The organism is Variovorax multivorans, assembly GCF_051216835.1.
Classification (GTDB): domain Bacteria; phylum Pseudomonadota; class Gammaproteobacteria; order Burkholderiales; family Burkholderiaceae_C; genus Variovorax.
In genome coordinates this window covers 15774-37426 of sequence record NZ_JBPJZL010000008.1, presented here as the reverse complement: position 1 = coordinate 37426, position 21653 = coordinate 15774, and the positions used below count along the sequence as shown (strand labels likewise).

Below are 21653 nucleotides of genomic sequence, written 5' to 3'. Positions count from 1 at the left end.
AGCGCCTGCCGAAAGTTGAGGGTCGATCGGGTCAGAACTCGGTCCAGTCACCCTTGGCGTCGTTGGCCATGGCGAGTTGCGGAGCGCCAGAAGGCTCGCGTCGGGTGGGCAAGGCCTTGGCGGGGCGCTTCGGTGCTGGCTTTGCGGGCTTCGGAATCGGCGTGATGCGCGTGAAACCGGGACGCACGGTAGCCACGGCGTTGGCGTCGAGCTTGAAGACGCTCACTGCCTGCACGAGGCTGCTGGCCTGCTCTTGCAGCGACTGGGCGGCTGCCGAAGCCTCTTCGACCAGTGCGGCGTTCTGCTGCGTGACCTGGTCCATCTGCGTGATGGCCTGGTTGATCTGCTCGATGCCTGACGTTTGTTCCTGGCTCGCTGCAGTGATCTCGCCCATGATGTCAGTCACGCGCTTCACGCTGCCGACGATTTCTTCCATCGTGCGGCCAGCTTCTTCCACCTGCTTGCTGCCTTCTTCGACCTTTTCGACCGAGTCGCCGATCAGCGTCTTGATCTCCTTGGCTGCAGCAGCGGAGCGTTGTGCCAGGCTGCGCACTTCGGAGGCGACGACGGCAAAGCCGCGGCCTTGTTCACCGGCACGTGCGGCTTCGACCGCCGCGTTCAGCGCGAGGATGTTGGTCTGGAAGGCAATGCCGTCGATCACGCCGATGATGTCGACGATCTTCTTGGATGAAGCATCGATCGAACCCATCGTGTCCACCACCTGCGAGACGACACTGCCGCCCTTCACTGCAACCTCGGAGGCCGAGACGGCCAACTGGTTTGCCTGCCGCGCGTTGTCGGCGTTCTGCTTCACCGTCGAAGTCAGCTCTTCCATAGAAGCGGCGGTTTGCTCCAGCGAGCTCGCCTGCTCTTCCGTGCGAGACGACAGATCCTGATTCCCCGCCGCAATCTGCCCCGAAGCCGTCGCGATCGTGTCCGTGCCCGTGCGAACCTCGCCCACCACCTTCGCCAGGCTCGCATTCATTTCCCGCAGCGCATGCATCAGCTGCCCCGTTTCGTCGCGGCTCTCCACCTCGATGTGCATGCTCAGGTCACCGGCAGCCACCGTCTCGGCCACTTCCACCGCATGCCCCAGCGGGCGCACGATGCCCAGTGTCAGGCGCCATGCAAACAGCGCCCCCAGCACCAGCGCAATGCCCGACAGCACCAGCAGCGTGGTCTCGCCGGTCGTATGGTTGGCTTCGATGCCCTTTGCCAGTTCATCGATGCGATCGCGCTGATGCGCGGCGAGCTTGGCAACGGCTTCTTCATAGACGACGAGCGCGGGCGCCCACTGGTTGTCGGCCATCTCCATGGCCTCCTCGTTCTTTCCCTCGGTCTTGAGCTTGTTGATCTTGGCGATGGTCTCCACAGCGAACACGCGAACCTCTGCCGCTCCGGCATACAGCTTCTTCTCCTCTGGGGAGGTCAGCAGTTCCTCGAGCTTCTTCTGCACCGGGGTGATCAGCACAGACTTGTCGACCCGCGCTTTCTCGAAGTAGGCGACCGCCTTGGGGTCGGTCGCCTTGACCATCGCGAACGAGTTCACGATTGCCGGCCCGAGCAGGTTGGACCACCGGTTGGCCAGGCGCTCCTTGACCAGCGCGTTCTGCATCATGTCCTCCGTGGCATTGCCCACACTCGCAAGGCGCAGCACGCCGGTGATGGCGATGACCAGCATCAGGAGCAGCACGACTGCAAAGCCGAGGCCCAGGCGGGTGCCGATTTTCAGGTTCTTCAAGTTCATTTGATTTCCTCCAGCAGACTCAGAATTCCGTCCAGTCGCCCTTCGCATCCCCAGCTACGGCGAGCTGTGGGGCGGCGGTGGGCTCGCGGTGGGTGGGCAAGGCCTTGGCCGGGCGCTTCGGCTCCGGCTTGACAGGCTTCGGGATCGGGGTAATGCGCGTGAAGCCTGTGCGTGTTGTGGCCGCGGCGTTGGTGTCGAGCTTGAAGATGCTGACGGACTGCACGAGGCTGCCGGCTTGTTCCTGCAGCGATTGAGCGGCTGCCGAAGCCTCTTCGACCAGCGCGGCGTTCTGCTGCGTGACCTGGTCCATCTGCGTGATGGCCTGGTTGATCTGCTCGATGCCCGAGGTCTGTTCCTGGCTGGCAGCGGTGATCTCGCCCATGATGTCTGTCACGCGCTTCACGCTGCCGACGATTTCGTCCATCGTGCGACCGGCTTCTTCCACCTGCTTGCTGCCCTCTTCGACCTTCTCCACCGAGTCGCCGATCAGGGTCTTGATCTCTTTGGCTGCGGCAGCGGAGCGCTGTGCAAGGCTGCGCACTTCAGAGGCAACGACGGCAAAGCCACGGCCTTGCTCACCCGCACGGGCAGCTTCAACTGCTGCGTTCAGCGCCAGGATGTTGGTCTGGAACGCGATGCCGTCGATCACGCCGATGATGTCGACGATCTTCTTGGACGACGCATTGATCGAACCCATCGTGTCGACCACTTGCGATACGACGCTGCCACCCTTCACCGCAACTTCCGAGGCAGAGACAGCAAGCTGGTTGGCTTGACGAGCGTTGTCCGCGTTCTGCTTGACGGTGCTGGTCAACTCTTCCATCGAAGCCGCTGTCTGCTCCAATGAACTCGCCTGCTCTTCGGTACGCGAAGACAAATCCTGATTCCCCGAAGCAATCTGGCTCGAAGCCGTAGCGATCGTGTCGGTCCCCGTGCGCACTTCGCTCACGATCTTCACGAGGCTGTCGTTCATGCCCTTCAGGGCCTCCAGCAGTTGCCCGGTTTCGTCCGTCGTGTGCGCCTCGATGTGGCTGGTCAGGTCGCCCGCGGCCACCGACTGCGCCACCTTCACGGCTTGCGCCAGTGGCCGCGCGACGATGCGGGCGATCCACAGCGCCAGCCCCAGGCCGAGCGCGATGCTGCCCAGCAGAAGGCCCAGCACCCAGAGCCTGGCTCGCCCGTGCACCGCATCGGCCGTCTGGCTTGCGCGCAGGGCGCCCGCCAGGTTCATCTGCGTCAGCTTGTCGAGTGTCGCGTTCATCTCGCGGCTCAATGTCTGCGACTTGCCGCGAATCAGATTGGCCGTCTGGTCGATGTCCTGCGTATTGGAGATGGCGACGATCTTGTTGTGCTCGAGCGCGTATTGCGCGAGCAGCTTCTCGAACACCGGATAGAGCTCGCGCTCCTCTGGTTCCGTGATGAGCGCCGCATATTCGGCGCGCTTCTTCTGCAGCGCCGCCCACGACTCGTCCATCGTCTTCTCATGCGCAGTCATTTCGGTGAACGAACCCAACAGGACGTGCTCCGTCTCCTGCGCGCGGTAGCTCGCCACCAGGCCCTTCAGCTCCAGCAGCGAGCGCGTGGCGGGCAGCCAGTTGGTCGAGAGGTCGGTGGACATCTGGTGGACCTTGCCGAGCTGCATCACCGAAATCACGCCGAGGCAGGCCGTCAGCACGAGGACCGCCATGAACGACACAAGCAGCTTGGTCGCAATCCTGAGGTTGTAGAAAGACTTGATCACTTTTTCTTCAGGCCGTCGAGGCCGATATCGCGTGTTGCCGGCCTTCGCCGAGTTTGAAAATGCTGACGGCCTGCACAAGGTTGCCGGCCTGCTCCTGCAGCGACTGGGCTGCGGCCGAGGCTTCCTCGACCAGTGCCGCGTTCTGCTGCGTGACCTGGTCCATCTGCGTGATGGCCTGGTTGATCTGCTCGATGCCTGATGTCTGCTCGTGGCTCGCAGCGCTGATCTCACCGATGATGTCGGTGACCCGCTTCACGCTGCCCACGATCTCTTCCATGGTCCTTCCGGCCTGGCCCACCAGGGCAGTGCCTGCATCGACCTTGCCGACCGAGTCATCGATCAGGCCCTTGATTTCCTTGGCCGCTGCTGCCGAGCGCTGCGCGAGGTTGCGCACTTCGGCGGCCACCACGGCGAAGCCCCTGCCCTGCTCGCCTGCGCGCGCGGCTTCGACCGCTGCGTTCAGCGCGAGGATGTTGGTCTGGAAGGCAATGCCGTCGATCACGCCGGTGATGTCCACGATCTTTTTCGACGAGGCATGAATCGAGGCCATGGTGTCCACCACCTGGCTGACCACATCGCCGCCCTTGAGCGCCACCTCGGAGGCCGACAGCGCCAGCTGGTTGGCCTGCCGCGCGTTGTCTGCGTTCTGCTTGACGGTGCTGGTGAGCTCTTCCATCGATGCAGCGGTCTGCTGCAGCGAGCTCGCCTGTTCCTCCGTGCGCGTCGAAAGGTCCTGGTTGCCGGCAGAGATCTGGCCCGAGGCGGTGGCGATGGCATCGGTGCCTTCGCGCACGCCGCCCACAACGCCGGCCAGGCCCTCGCGCATGCTTTCCACGGCGCGGGTGATCACGCCCATCTCGTCGCGACGGGCCGAGTCCAATCGCTGCGACAGGTCGCCCTGGCCGAGTGCCTGTACGTGCTCGCTCAGCACGCTCAGCGGCCGCACGGTGCGGCGGATGAAGACGATCAGCGCCGCCCCCAACACGAGGGCCGCCAGCGCAATGCAGGCGCCGATCCAGGCCATCTGGCGATAGAGCCCGGCGAGCACCTCCGAAGCGGGAAGCTCGGCCACCACCAGCCAGCCCGTCGCTTCGCTCCTGGCCACAGAGGCATAGCGCCGCTGCCCGTTCGCCGCTGACGCGAGCACCGCCCGCGCGTCGTCGATCCACATCGCGCTAGGCGCCGCGACTCGCGACAGCCAGGCGACCGACTCATCGCCCGGCAGAAGCTCGCTCAGCTTCTTGCCGGCCGCAGTCGGATGAAAGACCAGCGTCGCCGCATCGGCACCGCCGCTGGGGTTGACGATGTAGAGCCCGCCAGTCTCGAATATCCGCGTCTTGCCCACGGCTTCGCCGAAGGAAGCCTGCTGTTGCGAGATGTCCAGCCCGATGTAGAGCACCGCCACGACGCGGCCGGCCGTATCGCGCACCGGCTCGTAGACCGTCATGTAGGGGCGCCCGAACAGCATGACGCGCCCCACGAAGCGCTTGCCCTCGCGCAGGACCGGATAGGCACCACTCTTGCGGTCCAGCAGCGTGCCGACGGCGCGTTCGCCGCTTTCCTTCTTCACCGAGGTGGTGACGCGGCGGAAATCTTCGCCTTGCGCTACGAACACAGTGGCATTGGCGCCGGGGAAATCGCGCGCGAAGGCATCCACTTCCGCGATGCGCGTGGCGTCGATGGGCGTGCCGTTGCTGCTCAACGCCCCTTGCGCGGCTGCGTCGAGAACGAAGCTGGACGCGAACTGGCGCCGGAAGACGCCGAAGGCGTTCTCCGCCGTAAGGCGCATGGTCTGGTCGAAGATGTCCAGCGAGCGGGCGATGGCTTCGGCCTTGGCATTGGCGTACTGCGCGGCACTGCGCTGCTGCTGCGAAGAGGCCAGCGCGTAGAAGACAGCCAGCACCAGCGTCACCACCAGGAGCATTCCCGCGACGGTGCCGAGGGTCATGGTGCGAGCCAGGGAGACGAAGGCGGGATCACGCCTCGCGGGGTTCGCAGTTTTCATAACTACAGAGGACCTATGGCTCAGAACTCGCGCCAGTCGCCGGCACCGGCCACCGCGAGTTGCGGCGTCGCTGGCAACGATGGCTTGATGCGCGCAGCCGGCTGCGTCCTGGCCTGCGCGCGGGGCGCAGCCTGCTGGCCTTCGCCGAGCTTGAAGATGCTGACGGCCTGCACGAGGGCGCCGGCTTGCTCTTGCAGTGATTGAGCTGCTGCCGAAGCCTCTTCGACCAGCGCGGCGTTCTGCTGCGTGACCTGGTCCATCTGCGTGATGGCCTGGTTGATCTGTTCGATGCCGGAGGTCTGCTCCTGGCTCGCGGCGGTGATCTCGCCCATGATGTCGGTCACGCGCTTCACGCTGCCGACGATCTCGTCCATCGTGCGGCCGGCTTCTTCGACCTGCTTGCTGCCTTCTTCGACCTTTTCGACCGAGTCGCCGATCAGCGTCTTGATTTCCTTGGCTGCTGCGGCAGAGCGTTGGGCCAGGCTGCGGACTTCCGAAGCCACCACTGCGAAGCCACGGCCTTGTTCGCCGGCGCGTGCGGCTTCCACCGCTGCGTTGAGCGCCAGGATGTTGGTCTGGAAGGCAATGCCATCGATCACGCCGATGATGTCGACGATCTTCTTGGAAGACGCATTGATCGAGCCCATCGTGTCTACCACCTGGGAGACAACGCTGCCGCCCTTCACCGCAACTTCCGAAGCGGAAACCGCTAGCTGGTTGGCTTGACGTGCGTTGTCGGCGTTCTGCTTCACCGTCGAAGTCAGCTCTTCCATCGAAGCAGCCGTCTGCTCCAGCGAGCTCGCCTGTTCCTCGGTACGCGAAGACAGATCCTGGTTCCCCGAAGCAATCTGCCCCGAAGCCGTCGCGATCGTCTCGGTGCCCGTGCGCACCTCGCCGACAACCTTCGCCAGATTGGCATTCATGTTCTTCAGCGCCTGCATGAGCTGCCCCGCCTCATCGCGGCTTTCCACTTCGATGTGCGCGCTCAGATCGCCCGAGGCCACCGTCTCGGCCACCTGCACGGCCTGCGCCAGCGGGCGCACGATGCTGCGCGAGATGAAGAACGCGAAGATGCCGCCGCTGACCACCGTCAGCACCGTCAGCAGCAATTGCAGGTTGAAGCTGCGCGTGTTCGCAGCATCGATGGCCTGGCTCATGTCGTCGATGGCCTTGCGTTCCATCGACAGCAGTTCGAGCACGCGGGTCTCATAGGCCTTGGCGGCCGGCTGGAACGTTTCCTTGAAGACGCGCGTGGTGTCCACCGCATTGCCACTGGCCTTGGCCTTGCCCACGTCGTCCTTCGCCGCCTGGTACTTCGCGCGCAGCTCGACGATGGACTTGAAGGTTGTCTTCTCCTCGTCCGTCACCAGCAGCTTCTCGACCTTCGCCATGGTCTCGCTGCCCCTCTTCGTGCTGTCGGAGATCACGTCGGCAAAAACGACAGGCAGGGTCTCGTCGCTCGTGCGGGCGATCATCGATGTGCGGGCGATGGCCGAGTAGGTGAGCACGTACCAGTCGGAGATGAGCCGCTCCTTCGCGAGCGGGCTCTGCATCATGACCCGGGTGGCTTCCGCGTTGCTGCGCGCGGAAACCAGCGCGATGGCGGTCGAGATGATGGTCAGGCCCAGCACGATGGCGAAGGCCATAGCCAGCCGGTTGCCGATGCGGAGGTTGGAGAGGAATTTCATGGTGCAGGCGTTGAAATGTGAGGTTGTGGAACCGAACCAGGCCGTGCGGCCATGGCGCAAGGGTCAGGTGGTTGCGGCAGCTTCGACGAGCCCCATTTCTTCGCTGGACATCAGCCGGTCGATGTCCACCAGGATCAGCATCCGCTCGTCCAGCGTGCCCAGACCGATCAGGTAGTCGGCGTCCAGCACCGAGCCCATCTCCGGTGCAGGCTTGATCTGGTCGCCTGTGAGCGTGATCACGTCCGACACGCTGTCCACCACCATGCCCACCACGCGCCCGCCGATGTTCAGCACGATCACCACCGTGAACTGGTCGTACGTCGGGTCGCCCAGCTTGAACTTGATGCGCATGTCGATGATCGGCACGATGATCCCGCGCAGGTTCACCACACCCTTGATGTATTCCGGCGCATTTGCAATGCGCGTCACCGCGTCGTAGCCGCGCAGCTCCTGCACCTTCTGGATGTCTATGCCGTATTCCTCTTCGCCCAGCTTGAAGGTCACGACCTCCAGGCGGTTCACGCCGGTGGACGCGGGCGAAGCCGAGGTGGCTTGCTGCAGTGGATCTCTTGCCTTGTTCAGACTCATTGCTCTCTTCCTTCGATAACAGGGAACGGGTTCATCCTGTTATCGGCATCGGATCGCTGAACTTGAGTCCTTTTTTCTCAAAACTCGGTCCAGTCGCCCTTGGCGTTGCCGGCCATGGCGAGTTGTGGCGCTGCTGCAGGTTCGCGGCGGGTAGGCAAGGCCTTGGCCGGGCGCTTCGGTGCTGGCTTGGCTGGCTTGGGGATCGGCGTGATGCGCGTGAAACTGGGGCGCACGGTAGCCACGGCGTTGGCGTCGAGCTTGAAGACGCTCACAGCGCGCACGAGGCTGCTGGCTTGCTCCTGCAACGACTGGGCTGCGGCCGAGGCTTCTTCGACCAGTGCTGCGTTCTGTTGCGTGACCTGGTCCATCTGCGTGATGGCCTGGTTGATCTGTTCGATGCCCGAGGTCTGCTCCTGGCTCGCTGCAGTGATCTCGCCCATGATGTCCGTCACGCGCTTCACGCTGCCGACGATTTCGTCCATCGTGCGGCCTGCTTCTTCCACCTGCTTGCTGCCCTCTTCGACCTTCTCCACCGAGTCGCCGATCAGCGTCTTGATCTCTTTGGCTGCGGCGGCGGAGCGTTGAGCCAGGCTGCGGACTTCCGATGCCACCACTGCGAAGCCACGGCCCTGCTCACCGGCGCGGGCGGCTTCGACTGCTGCGTTCAGCGCAAGGATGTTGGTCTGGAAAGCGATGCCGTCGATCACGCCGATGATGTCGACGATCTTTTTCGACGACGTATTGATCGAACCCATGGTGTCGACCACTTGCGAGACGACACTGCCGCCCTTCACAGCCACTTCCGAAGCCGAGACCGCAAGCTGGTTCGCCTGCCGTGCGTTGTCGGCGTTCTGCTTCACCGTCGAGGTCAGCTCCTCCATCGAGGCAGCCGTCTGCTCCAGCGAGCTCGCCTGCTCTTCCGTGCGCGAAGACAAGTCCTGATTGCCAGAGGCGATCTGGTTCGAAGCCGTCGCAATCGTCTCAGTGCCCGTGCGCACTTCACCAACGATCTTCACCAGGCTCTCGTTCATTTCCTTGAGCGCGAGCATCAGCCGGCCGGTCTCGTCCTTCGACTGCACCTCGATGCGCGAGCTGATGTCGCCCGCCGCCACCTTCTCGGCCACCTGCACAGCCTCGCCGATGGGCCGGGTGATCGAGCGCGTGATGAGCCATGCAATGGCCGCACCAACCAGGACTGCGAGAGCGCCCAGTGCCAGCATCAGATTGCGCGACCATACGTAGCCGGCGTGGGCCTCCGCCTCGGCCTCCTGCGACAGCTTGCTCTGGCGTTGGCTCATGGCGTCGAGCTCCTCGAGCAGCGCCCGCGTGGCCGGCTGGAACTTCGAGATGAAGATTGCGGTTGCCTCGTCGCTCCTGTTCTGCAACGCGAATTCGGACAGCTGAGCGCTCAGCGGCACGAGCGCGGCCACCTTCTCGTCGATGCGCGCGAGCAGCGCCTTGCCATCGGAAGTGGCCAGCAGCTTCGCCAGCACGGCGCGGTTTTCGGTGAAGCGGTCGCGCGCGGCGGCAACCTTCTTCGCCTCTTCGCGCATGGCGTCAGCATCGCTCAGCAGGATCAGGTTGCCATCGAGGATGGCGATGTCGCGGACCGCGTCCAGCATCTTGTTGACCGAGGCCACCTTGGCGTTGTTGCCATTGACGATGCCGTCCAGCCGCAACTGGATGTCCGACATCGCGCTGAGGCCGAGGCCGGCAATGCCGGCGAGCAGCAGGAGCACGGTGGCAAAGCCCGCGCCGAGACGGGTACCGATCTTGAGATTGATGAATGAGTTCATGGGGTGGAGAGCTTGTTTTCAGGAATCCTGGGCATTGACGTGCTGGAAGACCCTGTCGAGCCGGTCGGAGACCTTCGCGGCGTCGTGGGTCGAACGGGTGACCGAACTCGTGACGAGCCATGCGACGACACCGGCGGTGAGCAATGCAGCCACGCCCAATGCACACACCGTCAGGCGCGCCCATTCGTAGCCGGCACCGGCCTTGAAGCCGAGGCTCAGCGCGACGGCCAGCAAGAGCAACAGAATGGCGAAGCCCACGCCAAGGCGCAGGGCAAGCCTGGGGCTGAGACGTGTGCGCATGGGTGCTTCAGACCGTCTCTACTTCTTCGACGTCGGCGTCGAGCTTGAAGGTGCTGACGGCGCGCACGAGGTTGTCGGCCTGCTCCTGCAGCGACTGGGCAGCGGCCGAGGCTTCTTCAACCAGCGCGGCGTTCTGCTGCGTGACCTGGTCCATCTGCGTGATGGCCTGGTTGATCTGCTCGATGCCCGACGTTTGCTCCTGGCTGGCAGCGGTGATCTCGCCCATGATGTCGGTCACGCGACGCACGCTGCCCACGATTTCCTGCATCGTGCGGCCGGCTTCACCAACCTGCTTGCTGCCGGCCTCGACTTTTTCGACCGAGTCGCCGATGAGCGTCTTGATTTCCTTGGCCGCCGCTGCCGAGCGCTGCGCCAGGTTGCGCACTTCCGACGCGACAACGGCAAAGCCCTTGCCCTGCTCGCCGGCACGCGCGGCTTCGACCGCCGCGTTCAGCGCGAGGATGTTGGTCTGGAACGCAATGCCGTCGATCACGCCGATGATGTCGACGATCTTTTTCGACGACGCATTGATCGAGCTCATGGTGTCGACCACTTGCGACACGACACTGCCGCCCTTCACCGCGACCTCGGAGGCCGAGACGGCCAACTGGTTCGCCTGACGTGCGTTGTCGGCGTTCTGCTTCACCGTCGAAGTCAGCTCTTCCATCGAAGCCGCCGTCTGTTCCAGCGAGCTGGCCTGCTGCTCGGTGCGCGACGACAAGTCCTGGTTGCCGGCCGCAATCTGCCGCGAGGCCACCGCGATCGAATCGGTCGAAGCCTTGATGCGCGTCACCAGATCGGTGAGCGTGTCTTCCATCTCGCCCATGCCGCGCAGCAGCCGGCCGAAGTCGCCTCCGCGCTCGGTCTCGAATTCCTGGCTCAGGTCGCCGGAGGCCACGGTCTCGGCGATCAGCAGTGCCTCGGCGATGGGCTGCACGATGCTGCGCGTCAGCAGCCATGCGATCACCGATCCGGCAACGACCGCGAAAGCAGCCAGCCCGACGAGCCAGGCCCGACCCGACCGGTACTGCGCGCCGATGCCGGCAGCGGTCCTGTCGATCTCCTTCTGCTGATGGCCCACCATGGCGCGGATGCTCGCGTCGTAGCCGTCGAGCGCGGGCAGCAGTTGCGTGTCGGTCAACTTCGTGGCCTCTTCCTTGCGGCCGTCGGCCTTGAGCTTGAGGATCTGGTTGCGCAGCTCGACGTATTCGCCGCGCTTCTTCTTGATGTCGGCGCTCAGCGCCAGCTCTTCTGGCGAGACCAGCATGGCCTCGAGCTTCTTTTGCGTTTCGGTGATGACAGCGCTGGTGGCCGTGATGTTCTTCTGCAGATACTCCTGCACGGCCACGTCGTCGCTCTTGAGCAGGGAGAAGGTGCGCACGCTGTTGGTGTTGGTGCCCAGCTGCCAGGCGGCCGCCAGCCGTTCCTTTGTCAGCGACTGTCCGGCCATGGCCTCCGTCGCGTCGCCCACGCCCTGCAGGCGCAGCACGCCGATGGCCGCGGTGATCACCACCAGCGCCAGCACCAGTGCAAAGCCGGCACCCAGGCGCCGTCCGATCTTCCAGTCTTTCATGTGCGTCTCCTCGCGGAACCTCTGTGTGTCGTTGTTCTGATTGGCGTTGGCGTGCGCCCGGCCGTCAGGCGGCGATCTTCTCGACGAGGCCCATCTCGTCGCTGGACATCAGCCGGTCGATGTCCACCAGGATCAGCATCCGCTCTTCCAGCGTGCCCAGCCCGATCAGGTAGTCGGCGTCCAGCACCGAGCCCATCTCCGGCGCAGGCTTGATCTGCTCGCCCGTCAGCGTGATCACGTCCGACACGCTGTCCACCACCATGCCCACCACGCGCCCGCCGATGTTCAGCACGATCACCACCGTGAACTGGTCGTACGTCGGGTCGCCCAGCTTGAACTTGATGCGCATGTCGATGATCGGCACGATGATCCCGCGCAGGTTCACCACACCCTTGATGTATTCCGGCGCATTTGCAATGCGCGTCACCGCGTCGTAGCCGCGCAGCTCCTGCACCTTCTGGATGTCTATGCCGTATTCCTCTTCGCCCAGCTTGAAGGTCACGACCTCCAGGCGGCTGCCTGCTGCGGTTTCTTGGGTCTTTGCCATGGGGTTTCCTTGATGTGGTGGGCGCGAGCGCGGCTCACCCGAATTTCTGCATGATGCGAACGAGCTTCTCGCCGTAGCGCGGATCGGTGGCGTAGCCCGCGCGCTGCAGGCCGTGCGCGGCCTCGGTCGGGTCGTCGGTGGCCAGCACGTTCGCGTAGCGCGGATTGCGGGTGATGAAGCGTGCGTAGTCGGTGAAGGCTTCTTCGTACGAGGCGTAGGCGCGGAACTTGGCGCGCACCTTCTGCGGCTCGCCGTCGACGTATTCGGTGGTGGTGGTTTCGACCGTTGCGCCCTTCCAGCTGCGGTCGGCCTTGATGCCGAACAGGTTGAAGCTCTGCGTGCCGTCGTCGGCGCGAATCTCCCGCTTGCCCCAGCCGGATTCGAGCGCGGCCTGCGCAAGGATCAGCGGCGCCGGCACGCCGCTGGCCGTGCTCGCGGCCTGCGCAGACGCACCCATGCGGCCCACGAAATCATCGACCTGCCCTTGCAGCGAGGCATTCGCACTACCAGCACCGGGTGCGCGGCGCTCGCTGTTGAATTGATAGACGCTCAGGTCGGCCCCCACGCGGGCGGTCGGTGCCGAGCCAATGGGAATGCCCGCGCGCGGACCGTACGGCAAGCCGCCGCGCGGTTCGAGCGACATGGGCTTGGTGCCGATCTCGGCGTCGGCATCCGCATCGGGCGGACCCGACGGCATGCTGCGCCGCAGCTGCGCGAGCATGGCCTCGGCCAGCCCCACGCCGCGCCCCGAAAGGTTCTGCGTGAGCTGCTGGTCGAACATCGAGAGATACACCTTCTGGTCCTGGCTCTCGAACAGCCCGCTGGAGGGCGTTGCCTCGCGCATGCTCTTGAGCACCATGTTCATGAACAGCGCCTCGAACTGCCGCGAGACCTGCTGCAGGCCTTCTTCCGGCGAAGTGCGCACGGTGCGCCGCAGGGCATCGACGCCCTGCACGTCGAGCGCGAAGCGCTGGTCGAGCGCGCCGCTGCGGTCGGTAGTGGCCGGTAGCGTCATCGCATCGACCTCAGATGATTTCCAGCTCGGCGCTCAGTGCGCCGGCCGACTTCATGGCCTGGAGGATGGACACCAGGTCCTGCGGATTCGCGCCCAGGCTGTTGAGGCCCTTGACCACGTCCGACAGCGAAGCACCGCCGCGCACCATCTGGATCGCACCGCCGCCCTGGTTCACCGAGATCTGCGATGTCTGCGCCACCACCGTGCTGCCGCCCGAAAGCGCCCCCGGCTGACTGATGACTGGCTCGGTGTTGATGACCACCGACAGGTTGCCGTGCGCAACGGCGCAGTCCTTCACGCGAACGGCCTGGTTCATCACCACCGACCCGGTGCGCGCATTCACCACCACCCGCGCCCCGGCCTGCGTGGGCGTTACTTCAATATCTTCGAGCCGCGCGAGAAAACCCACGCGCTGCTGCGGCTCCGGCGCACGCACGCGAATCGACCGCGCATCGACCGCTTCGGCCGTGCCCGAGCCGAACTGCCGGTTGATCGCATCGACCGCGCGCTGCGTGGTGCCGAAGTCCGACCGGTTGAGCTCGATCGAGAACGTGCCTTCAGCACCAACGGGCGCTTCCACCGTTCGCTCCACCAGCGCCCCGGCCGGAATGCGCCCCGAGCTCAGCTGGTTGACCTGCACCTTGCTCCCGTTGGCCGCGGCACCCGCGCCGCCAACCACCATGTTTCCTTGCGCCACCGCATAGGTCGCCCCATCGACACCCTTCAGCGGCGTCATCAGCAGCGTGCCCCCGCGCAGGCTCTTCGCATTGCCCATCGAAGACACAGTCACGTCGATGTTCTGCCCCGGCCGCGCGAACGAAGGCAGCGTAGCCGTCACCATCACCGCCGCCACGTTCTTCAACTGCATGTTCACGCCCTGCGGAATCGTGATGCCCAGCTGCTGCAGCATGTTGTTCAGGCTCTGCGTGGTGAATGGCGTCTGCATCGTCTGGTCGCCAGTGCCGTCCAGACCCACCATCAGCCCGTACCCGATCAACGGGTTGTCGCGCACCCCCTGAATGCTGGCGAGCTCCTTGAGCCGCTCCGCATGCACAGGCGCAAAAAACAAAGCACCCAACACGGCCAACGCCGCGATGCGCAAGCGAGCCGAAAAATTCGTGGAATGCCGCGGAACCGGCTCTGCCGGGCCGCAGGCGTTGCCCCCTGCAAGGGGGGGGGAGTAGCGACACGAAGTGCGCGAAGCCTGGGGGTTTTTCATATTCAGAATGGCATGACGTTGAGGAAGATGCGCTGCATCCATCCCATGGTCTGCGCCTCGTCGATATAGCCCTTGGCCGAGTACTCGATGCGCGCATCGGCCACCAGCGTCGAGGGCACGGTGTTGTTGCCCGACACGGTGCGCGGGTTCACCACGCCCGAGAAGCGGATGTACTCGGTGCCCTGGTTGATGCCCATCTGCTTCTCGCCGCTCACCAGCAGGTTGCCGTTGCCCATCACATCCGTCACCGTGACCGTGATCACGCCGTTGAAGGTGTTGTTGGCGTTGGCTCCGCCCTTGGCGTCGAGTTTGTTGGTGCCCGAGAGATTCGTGCCCTGCCCGTCGAGCAGGCCGCCGATGAGCTTGGGAATGGCGGAGAACACGCCGGTCGTGCTGCCCGTGCGGCTGGCGTTGGCGCCGGAATTCTTGGTGGCGTTGACCTTCTCGCTGATGACGATGGTCAGGATGTCGCCTACGTTGCGCGGGCGGCGGTCTTCGAACAGTGCATTGGCGCCGGGGCCGTCCTGGAAGATCGCGCCGGGCGCGCGCCGCGGCTGCATAGCCGCGTAGTTGTCGGCGCGCGCAGTCATCGGCTGGTGCACCAGCGGCTCGCGCGGAATCTGCGCGCAGCCGGTGGCCAGCACCGCGGCGGCAAGCATCGGGAGCAGCAGCGCCCTCGCGGCCGCGCCACTCCCACGAAGAAGACGCACACACCGCAACATCACAGCTGGGCCAGGCGCTGCAGCATCTGGTCCGAAGTCTGGACCGCCTTGCTGTTGATTTCGTACGAACGCTGGGTCGCGATCATGTTGACCAGCTCTTCCACCACGTTCACGTTCGAGGCTTCGACGTAGCCCTGGCTCAGCACGCCCGCGCCGTCGATGCCGGGGTTCACCTGGTTGGGCGCACCGGAAGCGTCGGTCTCGGCATACAGGTTCTCGCCCTTGCTCTGCAGGCCCGTCGGGTTCACGAAGGTCGCGAGCTGAAGCTGGCCGACCTGCACGGTGTTCGTGCTGCCCGCCTGCACCACCGAGACGATGCCGTCGCGGCCCACGGTGATGCTGGTGGCGTTGGCCGGAATGGTGATGGCCGGCTGCACGGGAAAGCCGCTGGCCGTAACAAGCTGGCCGTCGCGGTCGGTCTGGAACGAGCCGTCGCGCGTGTACGAGGTGGTGCCGTCGGGCATCAGCACCTGGAAGAAGCCGCTGCCGTTGATGGCCACGTCGGTGGGCTTGTCGGTCTTGGTGAGGTTGCCTTGCGAGTGGATGCGCTCGGTGGCGACCACGTGCACGCCGGTGCCGACCTGCAGGCCCGAAGGCAGGCGGGTCTGGTCCGACGACTGGCCACCGACCTGGCGCAGGTTCTGGTAGACCAGGTCTTCGAACACGGCGCGGCTGCGCTTGAAGCCGGTGGTGCCGACGTTGGCAAGGTTGTTGGAAACCACGTCGAGCTGCGTCTGCTGCGCGTCGAGGCCGGTCTTGGCGATGTAGAGGGAGCGAATCATTTTTTGAAGAATCCTGCGGGTGTGTTGCGGGGCGGGCTGCTACGGATCAGCGGATCAGCCGTAGGCCAGCAGCTTGTTGGCGGCCTGCGCGTTGGTGTCGGCGGTCTGCAGAGACTTCATCTGCATCTCGAAGCTGCGCGCGTTGGCGATCATTGCCACCATGGCCTCGACCGGGTTGACGTTGCTGCCCTCGACCACGCCGGTAACGAGCGTGACGGCCTCGTCGGCCTCGGCGGGCGGCTGGCCGGCGCGCATGCGGAACAGGCCGTCGTCGCCGCGTTCGAGATCGGCGACCGGCGGGTTGACCAGCTTGAGGCGGCCAACTTCGGCAATGCCCGTGAGCGTGGTCGAAGATGCGTCACGCGAACCCACCAGCCCGTTGGTGGCAATGCTCACGCTGGAGCCGGGCGGAACGGTGAGCGCGCCGTTGTCGCCGACCACCGGGCGCCCACCCATGGTGGTGAGCTGGCCGTCGGCGCTGATCTGCAGGTTGCCCACGCGGGTGTAGGCCTCAGCGCCATCGGCCGTCTGCACCACCAGCCAGCCCTCGCCGCTCACGGCCACGTCGAGCTCGCGGCCGGTTTCGGTCAGCGGGCCGTGGGTGAAGTCGGCGCCGGGCGTGGTGGCCGCCACGAAGGCGCGCGTGGGCGCCTCCTGCCCGACCACGGGCACCGCGCGGAAGTTGGCAATCTGCGCGCGGAAGCCCGGCGTAGAAACGTTCGCCATGTTGTTGGCAACCGAGGCCTGCTGTTCCATGACCTGCTTGGCGCCGCTCATGGCGACATACAACATTCGATCCACTGGGTGCTCCTGGTGTCAGTCGTTCTGCGTTGCTGTTGCCGCGTCAACGGATGTTCATCAGCGTCTGCATGACCTGGTCCTGCGTCTTCACGGTCTGCGCATTGGCCTGATAGTTGCGCTGCGCGACGATCAGGTTGACCAGCTCGGAGGTGAGGTCGACGTTGGACGATTCGAGCGCGCCCGACTGCAGCGCGCCGAGCTTGGTGCCTTCGCCCGGGGTGCCGGTGAGCGCGTTGCCCGAGGCCTGCGTTTCGGCCCACACGTTGTCGCCCTTGGGCTCAAGGCCGTTCGGGTTGGCGAACGACGACAGCACGATCTGGCCCAGCAGCTTGGTCTGTTCGTTGGAGAACTTGCCGGTGATGGTGCCGTCGGCATTGATCGAGAACGAGGTGAGTTCGCCCGAGCGGTAGCCGTCCTGCGCGAGCTTGCTCATGGCGTTGGCCGCGCCGAACTGCGTGGTGCCCGAGAGGTCGACCGTTGCGCTCAGCGCCGCGGCACCGTTGGTGAAGGTGATCGGGCCGATGTTCAGCTGGCCGTTGGCCGGCGCGGTCATCTTGCCGGCGGAGTCGAAGGTCAGCGTGGTGAGCGCTGCGCCGGCGTTGAGCGCCGCGCCGTCGGAGGTGCCGTACACGCTCCAGGTGTTGGCGGGGGTGGCGCTCTTCACGAAGTACACGGACACGTCGTGCGGGTTGCCCAGCGAGTCGTAGATGGGGCCGACGGCGTTCGAGTAGTTGAAGGTGTCGGAGTCGGCCGCGTTGAAGGGCGTCTTGGTGGGCGTGGTGAGGCGCGCGTCGAGGTTGAACTCGGCGTTGATGCCGGTCGTGGCCTTGGGCGTCATGGCCGCGGTCGGGATCTGGATGGCCGCCGGCGTGCCGCCGCTGATGCCGCCGCTGGCGTTCACGCCGAAGCCGGTGAGGCGCAGGCCCGATGCGTTGACGATGTAGCCGTCCTTGTCGCGCGTGAACTGGCCGTTGCGCGAGTACATGACTTCGCCGCTGGGGCTGCTCAGGCGGAAGAAGCCGTCGCCGTTGAGGATGGCCACGTCCAGCGGGCGGCTGCTCGACTGCGTCACGCCCTGCGTGAAGTTCTGCGTCACGCCCGACACCGATGCGCCCAGGCCGACGCGCGAGCCGGCGTACACGTCCTGGAAGGTGGCGGCGGCCGACTTGAAGCCGACGGTGCCCGAGTTGGCGATGTTGTTGCCGATGACGTCGAGGTTGGCTGCGGCCACGCCGAGTCCGCTGATGCCCTGGGAAAAAGCCATGTTGGTTCCTTGGTTCGATGCTGCGTTGAATGCGTTTTGAGGAAAAAGCTCAGAGGAACAGCCGCACGTCGGACAGGCTGATGTTGTTGCCCGTCATCAGTTCGAGCGAGACCCCGCTGGTGCCCTGCTTGACCGCGGCCACCTGCGAGAAGGTGAGCGAGGTGGCCTTCACGGTCGCGCTGCCGTTGGTGGCGTCCACGGTGAAGCGGTAGGCACCCGCCGGCACCACAGCGCCCGTGTCGTCCTTGCCGTCCCAGGTGACGGCGTTGACGCCTTCGGTCATGGAACCGGCGCTGATGGTGCGAACGACCTTGCCGGTGCCGTCGACGATCTTGATGTCGACGTCGGAGGCGGTGCCGGGCAGCTCCACGGCAAAGGCCTGCGAGGCAGGTTCCTTGCCGTCTTCGGGAGCCTTGGTGGTGAGCGTGTCGCCCGGCGACAGCACGTTGTAGCCAATCAGCGAGGTAGCCTGCAGCAGCTGGTTGGAGCTGGTCTGGTTCACCAGGCCCGAGAGCGTGCTGTTGAGCTTCTCGATGCCGCTCACGGTGCTCATCTGTGCGAGCTGCGAAGTGAGCTCTGCGTTCTGCATCGGGTTGAGCGGGTCCTGGTTGTTCAGCTGCGTGACGAGCAGCTTGAGAAAGCGCTGCTCGCTGTCTTCGTTCGAGACGTTGCTGCTGGTCGCCGCTGAAGTGGCGTTCTGACCGGTGATGGACGAGGTGTCGGAGATGGCCATGGCGTGGTGCCTGTTCTGTTCTGGTGGATCTGATGAATCTGGCGAGAGGTCTACTGGCCGATGGACAGCGTCTTGACCATCAGCGTCTTGGCCGTGTTGAGCACCTCGACGTTGGCCTGGTAGCTGCGCGAGGCGGAGATCATGTTGGTCATCTCTTCGACCACGTTGACGTTGGGCATCGCCACGTAGCCTTCGGCGTTGGCGTGCGGGCTCTTCGGGTCGAACACGAGCCGCGGCGGCGACTGGTCTTCGATGACGCCCGCGACCTTGACGCCGCCGATGTCCCCGGCGCCGTATGCCGATGGCTCGACCTGGAACACCACCTGCTTCGCGCGGTAGGGCATGCCGTCGGGGCCGGCCACGCTCTCGGCGTTGGCCATGTTGCTGGCGGTCACGTTCATGCGCTGCGATTGCGCGGTCATGGCGGAGCCCGCCACGTTGAAGATGTTCATGGAAGTGCTGTTGAAGGGCATGGTGGCGGCCGCTCTTCTTTCTTGTTACTGCTGGATCGCCGAGAGCAGCGACTTAATCTTCGAATTGATGACGGTGAGGTTCGACTCGTAGCGCAGCGCGTTGTCGGCAAAGGCGATGCGCTCGACGTCCATCTCGACGGTGTTGCCGTCGAGGCTCGACTGGTTGGGCACGCGGTAGAGCAGGTCTTTGTCGGACATGGCTTGCGCCTGTCCTGCAAGGTGGCGCGACGAAGTGGTAGCCAGCGACACCGACTGCGCCGACGCGCGGCCGCGCTCGACGGCTTCGCTCAGGCGCGAGCCGAAGTCGAAGTCGCGCGCCTTGTAGTTGGGCGTGTCTGCATGGGCGATATTGGCCGCGAGCACCTCCTGGCGCTCGGCGCGGAGGTTGAGGGCTTCGCGGTTGAAACGAAGCGCCGCATCCAGCTTGTCGATCATCTTTTTTCCATCCGTTGAGGCGTCGCCAATGCGCAAGCGCAGCGACAGATGGAAAGCGAGTCTATGCATGCATCGCGTTTGCAATCGCCCGAACAAAGGGGGTTTTCGCCTGCTGCTCGCACCTTCGATCGGCGGGCGGATTTCTAGAATTTCCGGGCGGCGGCATGCGTCCTCTTGTCATGACGCGCCGCTATACAAGCCATTCTTTTGCACACACCGATGACCTTTTTCAAGCTTCGCAACTGCGGCCTGCCGGCACTGGTGGCCGTGGCCTGCACGGCGTCCGCGTTCGCCGCCGACACTGCCGACGCCAACAAGGTCATCGAGAAATACCTGCAGGTGCAGACGGCGGGTTTGCCGGGCAAGGTGTCGATCAACATCGACGCACGCAGCACCTCCAACCTGCCCGCCTGCGATGCGCCCGAAGCCTTTCTGCCGCCGGGCGCGACGCCCTGGGGGCGCGTGTCGGTGGGCGTTCGCTGCCAGGCGGAGCGGCCGTGGACGCGCTTCGTGCAGGCGCACGTGGCGGTGGAAGGCAGCTATTTCGTGGCCGCGCGCGCCATCGATTCGGGCCGGCCGCTGGGCGCGGGCGACGTTACCGAGCGCACCGGCGACCTCACGAAGCTGCCGCGCTCGGTCATCACCAGCGCGGCCGAATTGGCTGGCGTGGTGACGGTCAACCGGGTGGCGCCGGGCGCGCCGCTGCGCAAGGAGCTGGTACGCGGCATTACCGTCATCCAGCAGGGGCAGGCGGTGAAGGTCGTGGCGCAGGGCCAGGGCTTTGTCGTCAGCACCGAGGGCAAGGCCATGACCGGGGCCGTCGTCGGCGCCGTGGTGCAGGCCAAGACCCGCGACGGGCGGCTGGTCAGCGGCGTGGCGGACGAAGAGGGACAGATCCAGCTCGCCCAGTAAGCAGCTTCGTGCACGCCCTGCCTAAAGTTCTTGCCCAAGCTGCCGATATACGGGTCAGCCCCTGAGGAATCACCTTGAAAATCGATCAACCCGCCCCTTCGGCCACGCCCCCTCATCGCCCGACGCCCGCGCCGGCCGCGGCTCCGGTGACCGGCGCCGATGCCGCCCAGCGCCCCAAGGAGGCGGCGCCGGCTTCCGCGCACGTTCATTCGCTGCCCAGCGCCACGGGCACTGCCAGCGATTTCGACGCGGCCCGCGTGGCGGCGATCCGCGAGGACATCCGCGCGGGGCGCTACCAGATCCGCCCCGAGCGCATCGCCGACGGCCTGCTGGCAAGCGTGCGCGACCTGCTGGACCCAGCTTCCGACCCCAAGCTCGACCCGAACAGCGGCAAGGGCGGCAGCGAATGAAACCCACCCTGCTGACCCACCTGCGCACCGAGACTGCCTGCATCGAGGAATTCCTGTCGGTACTGGACCGCGAGGCCCAGGCAATGTCGGACGGCGCGTTCACCGACCTGGCGGCCATTGCCGGCCAGAAAACCGTGCTGCTCGACCGCATGGCCGAGCTGGACACGCAGCGCGAAGCCCAGCAGGCGGCGCTGGGCTTCGAGCCCGGCCGCATGGGTGCCGATGCTGCCGCAGCAGCCGGCGGCCCAGACGCAGCGCAAGCCTGGGCGGCGCTGCTGGAGCTTGCCGGGCAGGCAAGAGGCCACAACCTGCGCAACGGCTCGTTGGTCTACGCACATCTCGATTTCACGCAACAGGCCCTGCACTTCCTGCAAGCCAGCGCGCAGCTGTTCTACGGACCGGACGGCGTGCGCAAGACACAGGCGGGCAGCGGCAACCGCCTCGCGGCGGGCTGATCGCCGTGCGGGTCGGGCTGCTGGTCATGCTGTGGCTGTGCGCCACCGCCCTGCATGGCGTGGCCAGCGCGGCGGACGGCGTGCTTGTCACCAACGTGGCGCCGGGCGTCCTGCCGGGCGACGCGGTCAACCTCGGCCAGCTGAACCAAGTGCCCGCGGTCCTGCGCGACGTGGAACGCATCGCTTACTCGGGCACGGCGATGGCCGTGGCCATGTCGGCTGCGTACGTGCCCACGCTCTACCCCGGCGAGAAGACAGTGGGCCTGGCCGTCGGCACCTACAAGGGCTACACGGCGACGAGCCTCGGCTTCAAGACCCTGTCGGACGACGGACAGATGGCCTGGGGCATGGCCATCGCCAACGCAGGCCGGGACTGGGGCTTCAACGCCGGCATCGGCTGGAAGCTGCCGCGCGCGGGCGACCGCTGAGGCGGCCCTTCCACCCTCA

Annotated in this window: 22 protein-coding genes; 4 read left to right on the top strand and 18 right to left on the bottom strand. The window is 65.4% G+C overall.

Going from position 1 to position 21653, the window contains the following annotated elements; genetic code table 11:
* Positions 1 to 31: 31 nt before the first annotated feature.
* The 18 genes from ACSFCA_RS21795 to flgB all read right to left on the bottom strand — a co-directional run bounded on the left by ACSFCA_RS21795 (position 32) and on the right by flgB (position 19429).
* Positions 32 to 1747, bottom strand: a complete 1716-nt coding sequence (locus ACSFCA_RS21795) for a methyl-accepting chemotaxis protein (protein ID WP_435461158.1) — start codon at positions 1745 to 1747, stop codon at positions 32 to 34.
* A 19-nt stretch (positions 1748 to 1766) separates the two neighbouring features.
* Positions 1767 to 3485 carry a methyl-accepting chemotaxis protein gene (locus tag ACSFCA_RS21790; protein ID WP_435461361.1) on the bottom strand — a complete coding sequence of 573 codons (1719 nt, stop codon included), beginning with the start codon at positions 3483 to 3485 and terminating at the stop codon, positions 1767 to 1769.
* 10 nt (positions 3486 to 3495) lie between these two features.
* The gene (locus ACSFCA_RS21785) at positions 3496 to 5436 is read right to left on the bottom strand and encodes a methyl-accepting chemotaxis protein (protein WP_435461157.1); all 1941 of its coding nucleotides are present in this window, start codon (positions 5434 to 5436) and stop codon (positions 3496 to 3498) included.
* Positions 5437 to 5513: 77 nt separating this feature from the next.
* The gene (locus ACSFCA_RS21780; protein WP_435461156.1) at positions 5514 to 7181 is read right to left on the bottom strand and encodes a methyl-accepting chemotaxis protein; all 1668 of its coding nucleotides are present in this window, start codon (positions 7179 to 7181) and stop codon (positions 5514 to 5516) included.
* A 63-nt stretch (positions 7182 to 7244) separates the two neighbouring features.
* Entirely contained in the window at positions 7245 to 7769 is a 525-nt protein-coding gene (locus ACSFCA_RS21775) for a chemotaxis protein CheW (RefSeq protein ID WP_435461155.1), read from the bottom strand.
* 77 nt (positions 7770 to 7846) lie between these two features.
* Positions 7847 to 9565 carry a methyl-accepting chemotaxis protein gene (locus ACSFCA_RS21770; RefSeq protein WP_435461154.1) on the bottom strand — a complete coding sequence of 573 codons (1719 nt, stop codon included), beginning with the start codon at positions 9563 to 9565 and terminating at the stop codon, positions 7847 to 7849.
* A gap of 18 nt (positions 9566 to 9583) precedes the next feature.
* Complete coding sequence (locus ACSFCA_RS21765) at positions 9584 to 9865, bottom strand: hypothetical protein (RefSeq protein WP_093057943.1); 282 nt, start codon at positions 9863 to 9865, stop codon at positions 9584 to 9586.
* 7 nt (positions 9866 to 9872) lie between these two features.
* On the bottom strand, positions 9873 to 11438 hold the full coding sequence (locus tag ACSFCA_RS21760) for a methyl-accepting chemotaxis protein (RefSeq protein WP_093178598.1): 1566 nt from the start codon (positions 11436 to 11438) through the stop codon (positions 9873 to 9875).
* Between the two features lie 64 nt (positions 11439 to 11502).
* Positions 11503 to 11985, bottom strand: a complete 483-nt coding sequence (locus ACSFCA_RS21755; protein WP_435461153.1) for a chemotaxis protein CheW — start codon at positions 11983 to 11985, stop codon at positions 11503 to 11505.
* Between the two features lie 34 nt (positions 11986 to 12019).
* Positions 12020 to 13000: a flagellar assembly peptidoglycan hydrolase FlgJ gene (gene flgJ, locus ACSFCA_RS21750; RefSeq protein WP_093057945.1), complete on the bottom strand. Its 981-nt coding sequence runs from the start codon at positions 12998 to 13000 to the stop codon at positions 12020 to 12022.
* Positions 13001 to 13010: 10 nt separating this feature from the next.
* Entirely contained in the window at positions 13011 to 14102 is a 1092-nt protein-coding gene (locus tag ACSFCA_RS21745; RefSeq protein ID WP_093178601.1) for a flagellar basal body P-ring protein FlgI, read from the bottom strand.
* A gap of 119 nt (positions 14103 to 14221) precedes the next feature.
* The gene (locus tag ACSFCA_RS21740; RefSeq protein WP_435461360.1) at positions 14222 to 14941 is read right to left on the bottom strand and encodes a flagellar basal body L-ring protein FlgH; all 720 of its coding nucleotides are present in this window, start codon (positions 14939 to 14941) and stop codon (positions 14222 to 14224) included.
* Positions 14941 to 15723, bottom strand: coding sequence for a flagellar basal-body rod protein FlgG (gene flgG, locus ACSFCA_RS21735; RefSeq protein ID WP_093077317.1), 783 nt, complete (start codon positions 15721 to 15723; stop codon positions 14941 to 14943). The genes ACSFCA_RS21740 and flgG overlap by 1 nt, the downstream gene beginning before the upstream one ends.
* Positions 15724 to 15777: 54 nt before the next feature.
* Complete coding sequence (gene flgF / locus ACSFCA_RS21730) at positions 15778 to 16524, bottom strand: flagellar basal-body rod protein FlgF (protein ID WP_435461152.1); 747 nt, start codon at positions 16522 to 16524, stop codon at positions 15778 to 15780.
* 43 nt (positions 16525 to 16567) lie between these two features.
* Positions 16568 to 17788, bottom strand: a complete 1221-nt coding sequence (gene flgE / locus ACSFCA_RS21725; RefSeq protein ID WP_093057949.1) for a flagellar hook protein FlgE — start codon at positions 17786 to 17788, stop codon at positions 16568 to 16570.
* A gap of 49 nt (positions 17789 to 17837) precedes the next feature.
* Positions 17838 to 18521, bottom strand: coding sequence for a flagellar hook assembly protein FlgD (locus ACSFCA_RS21720; RefSeq protein ID WP_258353362.1), 684 nt, complete (start codon positions 18519 to 18521; stop codon positions 17838 to 17840).
* A 50-nt stretch (positions 18522 to 18571) separates the two neighbouring features.
* Complete coding sequence (gene flgC, locus ACSFCA_RS21715; RefSeq protein ID WP_093057951.1) at positions 18572 to 18994, bottom strand: flagellar basal body rod protein FlgC; 423 nt, start codon at positions 18992 to 18994, stop codon at positions 18572 to 18574.
* Positions 18995 to 19018: 24 nt separating this feature from the next.
* Positions 19019 to 19429 (bottom strand): flagellar basal body rod protein FlgB, encoded by a 411-nt coding sequence (gene flgB, locus ACSFCA_RS21710; protein ID WP_258353361.1) that lies wholly within the window; start codon positions 19427 to 19429, stop codon positions 19019 to 19021.
* Between the two features lie 219 nt (positions 19430 to 19648).
* Here flgB and flgA point away from each other — a divergent pair, with 219 nt between their 5' ends.
* From flgA to ACSFCA_RS21690, 4 genes are all read left to right on the top strand, one after another.
* Positions 19649 to 20341: a flagellar basal body P-ring formation chaperone FlgA gene (gene flgA / locus ACSFCA_RS21705; RefSeq protein WP_435461151.1), complete on the top strand. Its 693-nt coding sequence runs from the start codon at positions 19649 to 19651 to the stop codon at positions 20339 to 20341.
* A 74-nt stretch (positions 20342 to 20415) separates the two neighbouring features.
* Positions 20416 to 20751, top strand: a complete 336-nt coding sequence (gene flgM, locus ACSFCA_RS21700; RefSeq protein ID WP_435461150.1) for a flagellar biosynthesis anti-sigma factor FlgM — start codon at positions 20416 to 20418, stop codon at positions 20749 to 20751.
* Positions 20748 to 21206, top strand: a complete 459-nt coding sequence (locus ACSFCA_RS21695) for a flagella synthesis protein FlgN (RefSeq protein WP_435461149.1) — start codon at positions 20748 to 20750, stop codon at positions 21204 to 21206. The genes flgM and ACSFCA_RS21695 overlap by 4 nt, the downstream gene beginning before the upstream one ends.
* Positions 21207 to 21211: 5 nt before the next feature.
* Positions 21212 to 21634, top strand: a complete 423-nt coding sequence (locus ACSFCA_RS21690) for a YadA-like family protein (protein WP_435461148.1) — start codon at positions 21212 to 21214, stop codon at positions 21632 to 21634.
* Positions 21635 to 21653: the final 19 nt, after the last annotated feature.